This is a genomic window from Streptomyces sp. NPDC051286, assembly GCF_044455345.1.
Lineage (GTDB): Bacteria > Actinomycetota > Actinomycetes > Streptomycetales > Streptomycetaceae > Streptomyces.
Genome location: NZ_JBITER010000012.1, coordinates 130,094 through 144,350, shown reverse-complemented (window position 1 = coordinate 144,350; position 14,257 = coordinate 130,094). Strand labels below are relative to the sequence as shown.

13 protein-coding genes and 1 riboswitch are annotated in these 14,257 nt (G+C 67.5%); of the genes, 7 read left to right on the top strand and 6 right to left on the bottom strand.

The genetic code is table 11. The features are described from left to right. Positions 1 to 250: 250 nt before the first annotated feature. Together ACIBB8_RS15310 and ACIBB8_RS15305 are read right to left on the bottom strand one after the other, a co-directional pair. Entirely contained in the window at positions 251 to 1,375 is a 1,125-nt protein-coding gene (locus tag ACIBB8_RS15310; protein ID WP_398952184.1) for a cystathionine gamma-lyase, read from the bottom strand. A 39-nt stretch (positions 1,376 to 1,414) separates the two neighbouring features. Continuing rightward, positions 1,415 to 1,792, bottom strand: a complete 378-nt coding sequence (locus ACIBB8_RS15305) for a phage holin family protein (RefSeq protein WP_366133104.1) — start codon at positions 1,790 to 1,792, stop codon at positions 1,415 to 1,417. 68 nt (positions 1,793 to 1,860) lie between these two features. Here ACIBB8_RS15305 and ACIBB8_RS15300 point away from each other — a divergent pair, with 68 nt between their 5' ends. The 4 genes from ACIBB8_RS15300 to ACIBB8_RS15285 all read left to right on the top strand — a co-directional run bounded on the left by ACIBB8_RS15300 (position 1,861) and on the right by ACIBB8_RS15285 (position 4,075). After that, positions 1,861 to 2,178, top strand: coding sequence for a cupin domain-containing protein (locus ACIBB8_RS15300; RefSeq protein ID WP_037702197.1), 318 nt, complete (start codon positions 1,861 to 1,863; stop codon positions 2,176 to 2,178). Positions 2,179 to 2,305: 127 nt separating this feature from the next. Continuing rightward, a complete protein-coding gene (locus tag ACIBB8_RS15295; RefSeq protein WP_345512737.1) occupies positions 2,306 to 2,518 on the top strand; it encodes a DUF5326 family protein in 213 nt (70 codons plus the stop codon). Positions 2,519 to 2,765: 247 nt separating this feature from the next. Next, entirely contained in the window at positions 2,766 to 3,536 is a 771-nt protein-coding gene (locus ACIBB8_RS15290) for an IclR family transcriptional regulator (RefSeq protein ID WP_398952181.1), read from the top strand. Between the two features lie 101 nt (positions 3,537 to 3,637). Beyond that, complete coding sequence (locus tag ACIBB8_RS15285; RefSeq protein WP_037702202.1) at positions 3,638 to 4,075, top strand: SsgA family sporulation/cell division regulator; 438 nt, start codon at positions 3,638 to 3,640, stop codon at positions 4,073 to 4,075. Between the two features lie 81 nt (positions 4,076 to 4,156). Here the strand turns inward: ACIBB8_RS15285 and ACIBB8_RS15280 are convergent, their stop codons facing one another. Then, positions 4,157 to 5,494, bottom strand: a complete 1,338-nt coding sequence (locus ACIBB8_RS15280; RefSeq protein ID WP_398952179.1) for a YibE/F family protein — start codon at positions 5,492 to 5,494, stop codon at positions 4,157 to 4,159. 70 nt (positions 5,495 to 5,564) lie between these two features. Next, positions 5,565 to 5,698: riboswitch (TPP riboswitch) on the top strand. Here ACIBB8_RS15280 and thiC point away from each other — a divergent pair. After that, positions 5,691 to 7,481, top strand: coding sequence for a phosphomethylpyrimidine synthase ThiC (gene thiC, locus ACIBB8_RS15275; RefSeq protein WP_398952177.1), 1,791 nt, complete (start codon positions 5,691 to 5,693; stop codon positions 7,479 to 7,481). (Overlaps the previous riboswitch by 8 nt.) 219 nt (positions 7,482 to 7,700) lie before the next feature. On the opposite strand, the gene ACIBB8_RS15270 is transcribed toward thiC, so the two are convergent. The 3 genes from ACIBB8_RS15270 to ACIBB8_RS15260 form a co-directional block, all read right to left on the bottom strand. Next, positions 7,701 to 8,525 carry a hypothetical protein gene (locus ACIBB8_RS15270; RefSeq protein WP_398952175.1) on the bottom strand — a complete coding sequence of 275 codons (825 nt, stop codon included), beginning with the start codon at positions 8,523 to 8,525 and terminating at the stop codon, positions 7,701 to 7,703. 182 nt (positions 8,526 to 8,707) lie between these two features. After that, entirely contained in the window at positions 8,708 to 9,775 is a 1,068-nt protein-coding gene (locus tag ACIBB8_RS15265) for a metallophosphoesterase (protein ID WP_398952263.1), read from the bottom strand. Between the two features lie 157 nt (positions 9,776 to 9,932). After that, entirely contained in the window at positions 9,933 to 11,045 is a 1,113-nt protein-coding gene (locus tag ACIBB8_RS15260) for a LacI family DNA-binding transcriptional regulator (protein WP_398952173.1), read from the bottom strand. Between the two features lie 369 nt (positions 11,046 to 11,414). Here ACIBB8_RS15260 and hisC point away from each other — a divergent pair, with 369 nt between their 5' ends. Both hisC and ACIBB8_RS15250 read left to right on the top strand, forming a co-directional pair. Beyond that, positions 11,415 to 12,494 (top strand): histidinol-phosphate transaminase, encoded by a 1,080-nt coding sequence (gene hisC, locus ACIBB8_RS15255; RefSeq protein ID WP_366692823.1) that lies wholly within the window; start codon positions 11,415 to 11,417, stop codon positions 12,492 to 12,494. A gap of 237 nt (positions 12,495 to 12,731) precedes the next feature. Next, positions 12,732 to 14,240, top strand: a complete 1,509-nt coding sequence (locus ACIBB8_RS15250) for a cytochrome ubiquinol oxidase subunit I (protein ID WP_398952171.1) — start codon at positions 12,732 to 12,734, stop codon at positions 14,238 to 14,240. The last annotated feature ends 17 nt before the right edge of the window (positions 14,241 to 14,257 follow it).

The following is a 14,257-nucleotide window of genomic DNA, read 5'->3' as shown; positions in this document are numbered from 1 at the left end:
GGGGGGAGGCTCGGACCGTCCGTACCGCTGGTTCTCCGCTGTCCTGACCCGGCCCCCAGGTGCCCCTCCCGCCCTAGGGCCTGTTCTGAGTTCCCCGCCTGCGCCCCGACGCCCGGCACGCACGCTCGCCGCACGGCCCCGCAGGACAGGTGGCTCCGCCACATGACCTGCGACACCGCACGCCGATCGCACGCACCGACCACCGCTGCGCCCGCGCTTCGCGCGAACGACGGGGAACTCAGAACAGGCCCTAGCCCATCGCCTCGTCCAGGGCCCGCTCCACGTCGGCGATCAGATCGTCCGCGTTCTCGGCCCCGACCGAGAATCGGATGAAGCCCTCCGGTACGGCGTCGCCGCCCCAGCGCGCCCGACGTTCGGCGGTGGAGCGCACGCCGCCGAAACTGGTGGCGTCGTCGACCAGCCGCAGCCCGGCAAGGAAGCGCTCCGCGATCTCGCAGTCGGGCAGCACGAACGACACCACGGAGCCGAAGCGTCGCATCTGTCGCGCGGCGACAGGGTACGAGGGGTCGGTGGGCAGCCCGGGATACCGCAGTCCGGTCACCTCCTGCCGTTTGCCCAGCGCCTCGGCGAGAGCCAGCGCGGTCGCGCACTGCCGGTCGACGCGCAGCTCCAGCGTGGCCAGCGAACGGTGCGCGAGCCAGGCCTCCATCGGGCCGGGGATCGCTCCGGCCACCTTGCGCCAACGCCGGACACCCACCGCGAGCTCCGGATCCCGGCACGTCACATGGCCGAGCAGGATGTCACCGTGCCCGGTCATGCCCTTGGTGTCACTGGCCACGGAGAAGTCGGCGCCCCATTCCAGAGGGCGCTGGCCGAGCGGAGTGGCGAGCGTGTTGTCCACGGCCACCAACGCGCCGGCCGCGTGCGCGGCGTCGATGACCCGCCGCAGGTCGCAGACGTCGAGTCCCGGATTGGACGGCGTCTCGATCCACAGCAGCCGGGCCCCTTCCAGGACCGCAAGCTGTCCGTCGCTCCCGGTCGGCGCGGTCCGCACCTCGACCCCGTACGCCTCCAGCTGCTCACGTACCAGAGGCAGCGCCTGATAGCCGTCGTCGGGCAGGACGACGGTGTCACCGGTACGCGCCCGCGACAGCAGCACTGCCGATATCGCTGCCATTCCGGAGGCGAACACCGTGGTCTCGACGGCCTCTCCCGGCGCTTCGAGCTCGCCGATGGCCCGTTCCAAATGGGTCCAGGTCGGATTGGTGTCCCGTCCGTAGGTGTACGGACCGGTCGGCTCGCCGGAGAGATGGAAGTGCGCGGCGAAGACCGGACCGGGCAGGGTGGGTTCGTACTGCTCCGGTTCGGGAAGGCCTGCCCGTACCGCCCGGGTGCCGTCGCCCATGGTGCTCATGTTGCTCTCTCTGTTCTCTCTGGCCTGCGCGGCTTCGGATCAGTCCTCGTCGGGCAGGACCACGTTCAGTGCCCACGACACGATCGAGATGATGAGACCGCCGAGCACGGCGGTCCAGAAGCCGTGGACATGGAAGCTGAGATTGAACTGGCCCGCCAGCCAGGAGGTCAGCATCAGCATCAGTGCATTCACCACGAGGGTGATCAGCCCCAGTGTGAGGATGAACAGCGGCAGGGTGAGCACCTTCACGATCGGCTTGACCACGAAGTTCACCAGCCCGAAGAGCAGGGCGACCAGGATCAGGGTGAGTACCTTGCGACCGGTGCTGCCGCCCGACAGCGTGATGTCGTCCAGCAGCCAGATGGCCACGGCCAGCGCACCCGTGTTGGCGATCGTCTTGACTACGAAATTCTTCATGTGTCTGATCGTGGCAGACACGATCGGTGGCGGACACCGGCTGAACAGAAGCAGGGAGCGGACGGGCCATGAAGGCATTCAGGCTGGACGAACTGGAGGCGGAACGTGCCGCCAACGACGGCGCGTATCTGCAGTTCCTGCGGGAGCGGAACATGTCCGTCGGCCTGTACGCGCTGGACGCCGGCGAACTCGACCCCCAGCAGCCACACCAGCAGGACGAGGTCTACTTCATCGTCAGCGGTCGTGCCTCGATCACCGTGGGCATGGAGACCACGCAGGTGGGCAGGGGAAGCGTGGTGTACGTACCGGCCGGGGTGGCCCACAAGTTCCACCACATCACCGAGGATCTGCGGGTCATGGTGGTCTTCTCTCCACCCGAGAGCTGAGCCCGGCTCTCAGGGATCCCTCGGGGTTCGATCAGGGGACATCAAGGGCTGCGGAGCCCCCGCCGGCGACCCCCGCGCCTCTAGCATCGAGTCAGGTACTCACAGGAATGAGGTAGGGACGATGGCTGTGCGGGAGATATTCGCGGGGATGCCCTGGTGGGTGAAGTGGGTCGCAGTGCCCGTCATCGCGATCGTGGTGTTCGGCGGTCTGATCGCCAGCGTGATCGGGTTCGTGATCGGTCTGCTCTTCAAGGTCCTGGTGTTCGTCATCCTGGTCGGTGGCCTCGTTTTCGTCGTACGGAAGTTCATGTCTTCCTCGTCCTCGCGCGGCGACTGGTAGGAGCGGGCGGTCACCAGCCGGGCCAATTAGCCCAGCTGAGCTAAGCGCAGGACGAAACGACGCCCCCTGCTTATGCGGCCTATACAGTGGCAGTCCGCTGCCGCCGCCTGGGAATTAACTGCCCGTCACCGCTGTGCCCAGTGGTTTGTGCATACGTCCGGTCTCCGGACCTCAGGTTTGCGGCAGGACCGTGGGGGCGGCCCCCACGGACGGGCCGACCGCCCGTCGCCATGCCTGGGGGTGACTTTTGACCACGGCATCGAGCACCGCTGTTCCGACGTTGATCGGTTCGGTTCAGCGGGCGTTGAGGCTGTTGGAGGCTGTGGGCGCCCATCGGGACGGGGCGCCCGCGAAGCAGCTCGCACGGGAAGCGGGACTTCCTCTTCCTACCGCCTATCACCTGCTGCGCACCCTCACCCATGAGGGCTACCTGCGCCGCGCGAACGGTGTTTTCCTCTTCGGTACTGCCGCAGAGAGGCTCGTCGACGACGGCTGTCTGCAGAATCGTCGCAGCAGAATGACCCAGTCGCTGGCCCGCTGGCGCGACATCATCGGCGCACCGGTCTACTGCGCCGTCTACCGCGACGGTGAGATCGAACTCATCGCGGTCGCCGACACTCCTGCGGCTCCCGCGGTGGACGAGTGGGCCTCGTTCCGGGAGACCGGACATGCCCATGCGCTCGGACAGTGTCTGCTCAGCCAGCTCGACGAGAAGGCCCGTGAGGACCATCTGGACCGTCACCCCGTGCGGCCTCTCACCCGCTATTCGGTGCGGGACCGACCGGCGCTTCTTGAGCGTTTGAGGTCGTTGGAGCGGATGGAACCTGTCGTCGAACGACAGGAGTACGCCCTGGGGACGGTCTGCGCGGCCATCCCGATCACGGCCGGATTCACTGCAGCCGCCATGGCGATTTCCATGCCTCTCGAGCAGGAAGATCGATTGCTCCCCGCAGTCGAACGACTACGCGGCGAAGTGGCAAGCCTCTTGCGTTCGTTCGTGTTCTCTATCAGTATCTGAAAAATCACTCCTTGTGATCTGCTATCGCGTGCACCACGATGGCGTCAATAGGGCCATGGGGGATCATTCCTGGCCAGATTCAACTACTGCGGGGTTGGACGATGCGCGAGTCGGTTCAAGCTGAGGTCATGATGAGCTTTCTCGTTTCCGAGGAGCTCTCATTCCGTATCCCGGTGGAACTCCGGTACGAGGTGTGCGATCCGTATGCGATTCGGATGACCTTCCACCTGCCCGGCGACGCCCCCGTCACCTGGGCTTTCGGCCGTGAGTTGCTGCTGGACGGCCTCAACAGCCCCAGCGGCGACGGCGATGTGCACATCAGTCCCACGGAGCCCGAGGGACTCTCCGACGTACACATCCGGCTGCAGGTCGGGACGGATCGCGCCCTGTTCAGGGCCGGTACAGCGCCACTCGTCGCGTTTCTCGACCGTACGGACAAGCTCGTGCCCCTCGGGCAGGAGTGCACGTTGAGTGACTTCGAGGGCAGCCTGGAAGAGGCGCTGGGCCGGATCCTGGCCAAGGAACAGAACGCCGGCTGAGGAAGAACTGCGCGGACGGCCTACTGGCCGATCGAACGCCGTATCTGCCGAACGGGTGATTTGTGCTTCGCGTCGAGGTGCTCAATGCCTCGCCCTGCGACGCCGGCCCCTCCCGCCCCGTACGGGTGCCGAAGCTCCTGCTTCCGCGCCGAGCCCTGTACGGTCCGCGGAGACGACCAGTGCCGCGAGCACCGTCGTCACCGGTACCGAGGCGACCAGTCCGATCGAGCCGACCAGCGTCCGGACGATCTCCTCCGCCACGAGCTCGCTGTTGGCCACCGTCCCCACGCTGCTCTGCGCGATCGAGAACAACAGCAGCAGGGGAAGCGCGGCGCCTGCGTAGGCGAGCACCAGCGTATTGACCACCGAGGCGATATGGTCGCGACCGATCCTGATCCCTGCCCGGTACAGCTTTCGCGCACCCATGGTCGGGTCCGCCTGGTGCAGCTCCCAGACCGCCGACGTCTGGGTGACCGTCACGTCGTCGAGCACACCGAGCGAACCGATGATGACACCGGCCAGCAGCAGGCCGCTCATGTCGATGTGGGGGTAGAGGCCGTGGATCAGGCCGGTGTTGTCGTCGGTGTTCCCCGTCAGGCTCGCCCAGCCGATGAAGAGTGAACCGAGCAGGCCGATCAGCAGCAGTGAGATCAGAGTGCCGATGACCGCGACCGAGGTACGTGCGGTCAGGCCATGGCACATGTAGAGCGCGATGAGCATGATCGCGCTGGCCCCGACGACCGCGACGAGCAGCGGATTCGACCCCTGAAGGATCGCGGGGAGGATGAACAGGGTCAGTACGGCGAACGACACCGCGAGCGCGACCAGCGCCATCAACCCACGCATTCTGCCGACGACGACCACTGCGAGAGCGAAGATCCCGGCCAGCAGCGCCATCGGGAACTTCCGGTTCACATCCGTCACGGAGTACTGCAGGTCATGGGGCGCGTCAGGGGCGTACGCCACGACCACGCCCTGATCCTTGCGCAACTGCCGAGGGGCGTCGGGCTGAACGATCTCGACGAATGTGCGCCCCTTGTCGTGCCCGGTCGTCACCTCGACCGTGACCCTTTCGCACAGTCCCGGTTCCTGACCGGCGCCCCCGTCCCCCAATGGCGTCGTGGCGCCGCCCGTGACCGGCGTCTGCGAGGCATTCACGTCCTTGCAGTCGACCTTGTCGACACTCACCACCTTGCCCTGCTGGGTCTGCCGGTCGAAACCGACACCGGTGCGCTCGTGCGCGGGCGCACCGCCCGGCCAGAGAGCCACCAGGCCGACAACGACCGCGGTGGCGAACGGGATCAGCACGGCCGCGATGACCTTGCGCAGATGTGCGGAGACCGGCGCAGCAGGGCCGTGGCTGTGCGAATGCCCGTGCTGATGGTCCTGCGATCCGGGGGCGCTCTGTAGGGACGTCACCAGGCGATCATCGCAACAAGGAACAGGCCCTCTGTCCAGCACGCCGGAACAGGCGCTAGCGTGGTGGCACCTTTGCACACGCGGGAGCTCGGAGCACCGGGCTGAGAGGGCGCTGATATCCGTACATCCGTACGGGACAGGCTGCGCCGACCGCCGAACCTGTTACCGGGTAATGCCGGCGTAGGGAGTAGGTCTCATGACCACATCGGACGCACGCACGCCTGCCTCGAACCAGAGCGACGAGGCCGGCACGTCCATCGGCTGGCACAAGGGATACGTCCAGGGCTCGCGCCCGGACCTCCAGGTGCCGGTCCGAAAGGTGCACCTCACCAACGGCAAGGACGTGACGCTGTACGACACGTCGGGGCCGTACACCGATCCCGCCACCGAAACCGACGTACGGCGCGGTCTCGCACCTCTGCGGGAGAACTGGATCACCGCCCGCGGCGACACCGAGGAGTACGTCGGCCGCCCCGTCCGCCCCGAGGACGACGGGCTGGGGCACACCTCGCCGCGCGGCGGACTGCGTAACCTCGACGCCGTTTTCCCTGGCCGTCCGCGCCGTCCGCGCCGCAGCCGCGACGGGCAGCCCGTCACCCAGCTCACGTACGCCCGCCGCGGCGAGATCACCCCGGAGATGGAGTACGTGGCGATCCGGGAGGACGTCGAACCCGAGGTCGTACGCGAGGAGATCGCGGCCGGCCGGGCGGTCCTGCCGGCCAACGTCAACCACCCGGAGACCGAGCCGATGATCATCGGCAAGCGGTTCCTGGTGAAGGTCAACGCCAACATCGGCAACTCCGCGGTCACTTCCTCCATCGAGGAGGAGGTCGAGAAGATGACCTGGGCGACGCGCTGGGGCGCCGACACGGTCATGGATCTCTCCACCGGCCGCAACATTCACACCACCCGCGAGTGGGTACTACGCAACTCCCCTGTGCCGATCGGCACCGTGCCCCTCTACCAGGCCCTCGAAAAGGTCGACGGCAGGGCGGAGGAGCTGACCTGGGAGATCTACAAGGACACTGTGATCGAGCAGGCCGAGCAGGGCGTCGACTACATGACGGTCCACGCCGGCGTGCGGCTGCCGTATGTCCCGCTCACCGCCCGGCGCAAGACCGGGATCGTCTCCCGCGGCGGGTCGATCATGGCCGCGTGGTGCCTGGCGCACCACAAGGAATCGTTCCTGTACGAGAACTTCGAGGAGCTCTGCGAGATCCTCGCGACGTACGACGTGACGTACTCGCTGGGCGACGGACTGCGCCCCGGCTCGATCGCCGACGCCAACGACGAGGCGCAGTTCGCCGAACTGCGCACGCTGGGCGAGCTCAACTCGGTCGCCAAGCGGTTCGGCGTCCAGACCATGATCGAGGGCCCGGGCCATGTCCCCATGCACAAGATCAAGGAGAACATCGACCTCCAGCAGGAGATCTGCGAGGAGGCGCCGTTCTACACGCTCGGCCCGCTGACCACCGATATCGCCCCGGCCTACGACCACATCACCTCGGGCATCGGCGCGGCGATGATCGCCTGGTGGGGGACGGCGATGCTTTGTTACGTCACGCCCAAGGAGCACCTGGGCCTGCCCAACCGGGACGACGTGAAGACGGGCGTCATCACCTACAAGATCGCGGCCCACGCTGCGGACCTCGCCAAGGGGCACCCAGGGGCGCAAGACTGGGACGACGCACTGTCGGACGCGCGGTTCGAATTCCGCTGGGAGGACCAGTTCAACCTGGCACTCGACCCGGACACGGCACGGGAGTTCCATGACGAGACGCTGCCGGCCGAGCCGGCGAAGACGGCCCACTTCTGCTCGATGTGCGGCCCGAAGTTCTGCTCGATGAAGATCAGCCGAAGCATCTCGGAGCAGTTCGGCGGCGACGAGCCCTCGGCGACCGAGGCCGAGATCGCCGAGGGCATGATGAAGAAGTCCGCGGAGTTCGCGGCTGCGGGCAACCGGGTGTACCTCCCGCTCACCGACTGAGTACGCCGTACTGGAACGGCCCGCGCCCCCGGAAACCGCCGGGGGAGCCGCGGGCCGCTCCACCGGCCACCGCCGGGTGTCGGCCTGCGCTGTCCGGCGGGCACGGACATGCGGCAGGCCACAACTCCTGGTGAGCCGAGGGGGCTGATCCCACGGCCCATGGCGCCGCGGCTGGTGATTCCCCACCACTCACGAGGCATGCCGGGCCGCGGCGGCCGGTCAGTCCGGTTCGTGTTCCGGGCCGCCGAAGTCCGGGCTGGTGAAGTCCGGGCTCGTGAAAGACGGGCGGGGTCCCGCCGCCGGACCCTCGTCCGGCCCCGTGAAGTCCGGTCGGCTGTAGCCGATTTTTGGGATGCGGTGGGCCGATGGGTGCGGTGTACGCGGCGCGGCGCCTGCGGTGGGATCGGCGAGTGCATCGCGCAGGAACGGCAGGATGCCGCGCTCCAGCAGCGCATGGCGCCAGGCCTCCCGTGCGCGCGCAACCTCCTCCGGCAGCTCGTCCTCGGCGTCCTCGGCGGGCAGCGCGGTCGATCCGTTGCGCAGGGCCGTGATGAGCAGCCCGACGGCGGCGGCCAGTATCGCGGCCGCCGTCGCCGCCGCGAAGAACCACCCGGCGGTGACCATGGTGTCGGCGAACGAAGGGGGCCGGCTGAGCATCTTCAGTAGATAGCCGACCAGCAGGAAGATCAGTGCGGCGGTGCCCGCGAGCATCGGCGCCAGGACCGTGACGACCGCCCCTATCCCGGCGCCCGGCCGGTCCGGATCGTCCGCGTCGGAGCCGAGGCCCGAGCCCTGGGCGGAGTCGGCAGCCGGTCCGCGCAGCTCTTCGCGGGCCTTCACATAGTGGTCGTACTCGGTGGCCGCCGCCGTGGTGATCAATGCCGTGGCGTTCAGTGCCATGGTGCGCAGCTGTTCCGCGTTGAGCCGTTCGCCGACTCCGGCGAGATCCGGTCGTTCGTGAGCGTGACGCAGCGCGTCGCCGAGGATCCGCTCGTACTCGGGTCGGTCCTCGGCCAGCAGGTGCGGAGCGCTGTTCATGTGCATCCCCCGATGCTCCGTTGGGCCTGACTACCCGCACTGGCCGGGCAGTTGGGCGGAAACGGAGGAGATCCTGCTACTGATACGCCGATGGTAGAGCGCCCACGGCACGGGGTGACAGGGGGTTTCCGTAAATAGGCCCAGCGGTCGGCGTGGTCAGGTCGTTGATGCGTCTTCCCCGAAGACCGTCAGTCATGCAACGGCAGCTGGACGACCAGTAGCTTTCCGGCCATGGTCACGCCGCCGTCCATGGCGATAGCGAGCCCGTCCGCGTATACGTGCGGGCCCTCCACCACGGGGCCGGCGCTGTCCTCGCCGTCCTCCGAGCCGACCTCGCCGAGGAGATACGGAATCGGGCTGTGACCATGGACGATGCGCTGTCCGCCGTAGGCCGCCATCAGTTCCTGGACCGCTTGCGGACCCGCCTCGTCGCGGAAGGCGAACCGCTTGGTGAGCTTACGGAAGAGGTCCCAGCACTCGTCGGCGTCGTTACGCGTGAGAATGGCGTGCACAGTGTCATTGACGTCCTCGATGGTGGAGCCGTAATCGAGGTACGCCGTCGTGTCGGAGTGCAACAGCAGATGCCCGTCCTCCTCGACGACCGCGTCGAGCCGGGACATCCACTGGAGGTGGTGGTCCTGGAGCCGCTCCATGTCGTTCTTCTGGCCGCCGTTGAGCAGCCAGGCAGCCTGGAACGTGGCGGTGCCGGCCCCGGAGTTCACCGGTGTGTCGCCGAACCGCTTGGCGCCGATGAGCAGCAGTTCATGGTTGCCCATCAGGGCCTTGCAGTAGCCGCCTGCGGCCGCGGCCTCGGCGGACAGGCGCATGACGAGTTCGATGACGCCGACGCCGTCCGGACCGCGGTCGGTGAAGTCGCCGAGGAACCAGAGCCGGGTGTTGCCCGCGGCCCACTGCCCCTCCGCGTCGATGAGCCCCTGTTCGGCCAGGGCGGCGTGGAGTTCGTCCAGATAGCCGTGTACGTCGCCGACGACGTACAGCGGTCCGAGCCCCGGGTCCTGGGCGGGCCGAGGGTCGGGGCCGGTCTGCACCTGGACGGTGTCACGGTTGATCACGGGAAGATCGCGCGCGGTGGGCGTGTAGCCTTCCGGCTCGTCCGCCGGAACGGCACTGTCCGGATGCGGCGCCGTGGGCGGCACCGGAGTCTGCGCATAGGGCGGCACGCGGAAGTCACGCAACGTCGCCGTCCGCACCACGGGTTCCTGACCGGCCCCCTGTGTCATCGACCCCTCCACCACCGTCGCGCCGCCGTACACCTGACGGGCCCTGCTGGTGGGGTGGTCCGCGGTGTCGTGCGCCCATCATAGGAATGCGCATCGTGTTGTGTGACGCACCAGGGGTGGTGAATCCGGGCGCACGCGGGGTTCACCGGTTGATTTGTCTTAATTGCGCTGATCAGTCCCCTGACGGGGACCGCGGGGCGCTGACCGTGGTGCGGGGCGGACGGCGTTGCGAGGACGTCCGCACGATGAGTTCTGTCGGTATGACCTGTTCCACCGGGCCGTCCTGGTCGACGCCTTCGATGGCGTCGATGAGGAGCTGGACGACCGCCGTACCGATCCGGCGCGGTTTGAGCGAGAGCGTGGTGATGGGCGGTTCGGTCGTCGCGTACACGGTGGACTCGCTGCAGCAGACGAGCAGGAGGTCCTCGGGGACGCGCAGACCGTACCGGCGGGCGGCCGCCAGCAGATCGGTGCCATTGGGATCGAAGAGCCCGTAGACGGCGTCGGGCCGGTCCGGGCGGGCGAGCAGACGGTCGGCGGCGACCGCCCCCGCGCACGGGTCGTGGGCGGGATAGGACTCGTAGACCGGGTCCTGGCCCACGCGCTCGCACCAGTGGAGGTATGCGGTGGTGGAGAGGCGGGTGTACGTGTCGGTGGTGGTGCCGGTGAGCAGGCCGATGCGGCGGGCCCCGGCGGCGGCGAGATGGTCGAGGAGGTCGAGCACGGCGGCTCGGTGGTCGTTGTCGACCCAGGCGGTGACCGGGAGGGTCCCGGCTGGGCGGCCGTCCGAGACGACGGGCAGCCCCTGCCGGACGAGTTCGGTGACGACCGGGTCCTGGTCGGAGGGGTCGATGACGATAGTGCCGTCGAGAGCGACGTTCGACCAGACGTCATGGCGTGAGGTGGCGGGGAGGATGACGAGGGCGTACCCGCGGGCGAGCGCGGCGGAGGTGGCCGCCCTGGCCATCTCCGCGAAGTAGGCGAATTCGGTGAAGGTGAAAGGTTCATCCCCGTACGTCGTCACGGTCAGGCCGATGAGGCCGGACTTGCCGGTACGGAGGGTTCGGGCCGCGGCGGACGGGCGGTAGCCCAGGCGCTCGGCGACCTCGCGGACATGGCGGCGGGTGGCGTCCGGGAGCCTGCCCTTGCCGTTGAGCGCGTCGGAGACGGTCGTGATGGAGACCCCCGCGGCGGCGGCCACATCCCGGATTCCCGCTCGTCCCTGCCGGCCGCCGCGCCGGGGGGTCTCCGTCCGGCTCACCTGGTGCTTCCCTGCTGCTGTCATGGCGAGCCGATAGTAGGGCTCGCGCGGACGGTTGGTCCGGTCGCATATTCACACCTCCACAGGCACGTTTCTGCATGGTCACGTGGCCGTAAATGCCTTGCAAAACAAGGGTGTTGGCGGTGTGGGCCGTAGCGTGTCATGCACTGAGGAGGATGGGCCTACTCAACGGTCGATGTTTCGAAGACGTCTCAACTCACCTCTTCGAGGGATGCGCGCCACGGAGTGAGCCACCGGCGCGCGCCGGTACGAGGAACGCTCCCCCCATTCCTGAGCCCACCGGACGATTCCTCCGCTCAGCCATTCGCAGCAGCGCGCAATCCTCATAAGGTGAGCAGTATTGATGTGTGCGACGGTCGAGGAGGACCTGCGGTGAGCGAGACGAGCCCCAAGCTGCGCGCCGAGCTGGACGGCGTCCCTGCCTATGTGCCGGGCAGGCCGGCGGCGGCCGGCGGACCGGTCGCGTTCAAGCTGTCCTCCAACGAGAACCCGTATCCGCCGCTGCCCGGGGTGATGGACTCCGCGCTGGCCGCGGCCGCGAACTTCAACCGCTACCCGGACATGGCGTGCACCGGTCTGATGAACGAGCTGGCCGACCGGTTCGGTGTGCCCGTCTCGCATCTCGCCACCGGCACCGGTTCCGTCGGGGTGGCGCAGCAGCTACTCCAGGCCACCTCGGGCCCGGGCGACGAGGTCATCTACGCCTGGCGCTCCTTCGAGGCGTACCCGATCATCACCCAGGTCAGCGGAGCTACCTCGGTGAAGGTTCCACTCACCGACGGCGAGGTGCATGACCTCGACGCGATGGCGGACGCGATCACGGACCGCACGCGGATGATCTTCGTCTGCAACCCGAACAACCCGACCGGGACCGTGGTGCGCAGGGCCGAGCTGGAGCGGTTCCTGGACCGGGTACCGGGCGATGTGCTTGTAGTGCTGGACGAGGCATACAAGGAGTTCATCCGCGACGTCGACGTGCCGGACGGCATCGAGATCTACCGGGACCGGCCCAATGTGGCGGTGTTGCGGACGTTCTCCAAGGCCTACGGTCTGGCCGGTCTGCGGGTCGGGTTCGCGGTGGCCCACGAGCCGGTGGCGGCGGCGCTGCGCAAGACGGCGGTGCCGTTCGGGGTCAGCCAGCTGGCGCAGGACGCGGCGGTCGCCTCGCTGCGCGCCGAGGACGAACTCCTCGGCCGGGTCGGCTCGCTGGTCTGCGAGCGCGTCCGGGTGCACAAGGCTCTCGTGGACCAGGGCTGGACCGTTCCGGAGTCCCAGGCCAATTTCGTCTGGCTGCGGCTGGGTGACCGTGCGGTCGACTTCGCCGGGTTCTGCGAGCGGGCCGGCGTGGTGGTCAGGCCGTTCGCGGGCGAGGGCGTGCGGGTCTCGATCGGTGAGGACGAGGCGAACGACGTGTTCCTGAGGGTGGCGGAGGCGTACCGCAAGGAGTTGTAGCGCGGCGCATCCGGCCCGGGTGTATCCGGAAGGCCCCGTACCTCTCGTTTCTCGGAGGTGCGGGGCCTTCGCGTGGAGCGTCCCGATAGGGGACCCCCCTCGAACATCCCGAAAGCCTGTGCGTCATAATGCTTGTGAATGTGAACGCGTTCACAAGCGTGTCCTGTTCCTCCAGTCATCAGTCGGATTAACAGGGCAAACTGCCGCTGCGGTTACGGCGATGTAAGGAGAGACGACGTGGAGCTGGCTCTGGCGCCCGAGACCCTCGCGCGATGGCAATTCGGTATCACCACCGTCTACCACTTCCTTTTCGTTCCTCTGACGATCTCGCTCGCCGCGCTCACCGCCGGCCTGCAGACCGCCTGGGTGCGGACTGACAAGGAGAAGTACCTCAAGGCCACCAAGTTCTGGGGCAAGCTCTTCCTGATCAACATCGCCATGGGCGTCGTCACCGGCATCGTCCAGGAGTTCCAGTTCGGCATGAACTGGTCCGACTACTCACGGTTCGTCGGCGACATCTTCGGCGCTCCGCTCGCCTTCGAGGCGCTGATCGCCTTCTTCTTCGAATCCACCTTCATCGGACTGTGGATCTTCGGCTGGGACAAGCTGCCGAAGAAGATCCACCTCGCCTGCATCTGGATGGTCTCGATCGGAACCATCCTCTCCGCGTACTTCATCCTTGCGGCCAACTCCTGGATGCAGCACCCGGTCGGCTACCGGATCAACAAGGAACGCGGCCGGGCCGAGCTCACCGACTTCTGGCATGTGCTCACCCAGAACACCGCTCTCGCCCAGTTCTTCCACACCATCACGGCGGCCTTCCTGGTCGGCGGCGCGTTCATGGTCGGCATCGCCGCCTTCCACCTGGCGCGCAAGAAGCACATCCCGGTGATGCGCACCTCGCTCCGGCTCGGACTGGTCACCGTCGTGATCGCCGGTCTGCTCACCGCTGTCAGCGGTGACCTCCTCGGCAAGGTCATGTTCAAGCAGCAGCCGATGAAGATGGCCGCGGCCGAGGCGCTGTGGGAGGGGCAGCACTCGGCACCCTTCTCGATCTTCGCGGTCGGAGACGTGGCCAAGGGCCACAACACCGTGGAGATCTCGATCCCGGGGCTGCTGTCCTTCCTCGCGGACGACAACTTCACTTCGTACGTCCCCGGCATCAACGACATCAACAAGGCCGAGCAGGAACAGTTCGGCCCCGGCGACTACCGGCCCAACATCCCGGTTGCCTTCTGGGGCTTCCGCTGGATGATCGGCTTCGGCATGGCGTCCTTCGGCCTCGGCCTGCTCGGACTGTGGCTGACGCGGAAGAAGTTCATGCTGCCACCGGGGCTGCGGACCGGCGAGGACGAAGTGCCGCACCTGGTTCTCTTCAAGAACAAGGCACTGAGCCCGAAGCTCACCAGGCTCTACTGGATCGTCGCCCTGTGGACGCTCCTCTTCCCGCTGATCGCCAACTCCTGGGGCTGGATCTTCACCGAGACGGGCCGCCAGCCCTGGGCCGTCTACGGGGTGCTGCAGACGCGCGACGCGGTCTCCCCCGGCGTCTCGCAGGGTGAGGTAATCACCTCGATGATCCTCTTTACCCTTCTCTACGCGGTGCTCGCCGTGATCGAGGTCAAGCTGCTCGTGAAGTACATCAAGGCCGGACCGCCGGAACTCACGGAGTCCGACCTCAACCCACCCACCAAGATCGGCGGCGACCACGACGACGCCGACCGGCCGATGGCCTTCTCCTACTGAGAGCAGAGGAGCTGAGA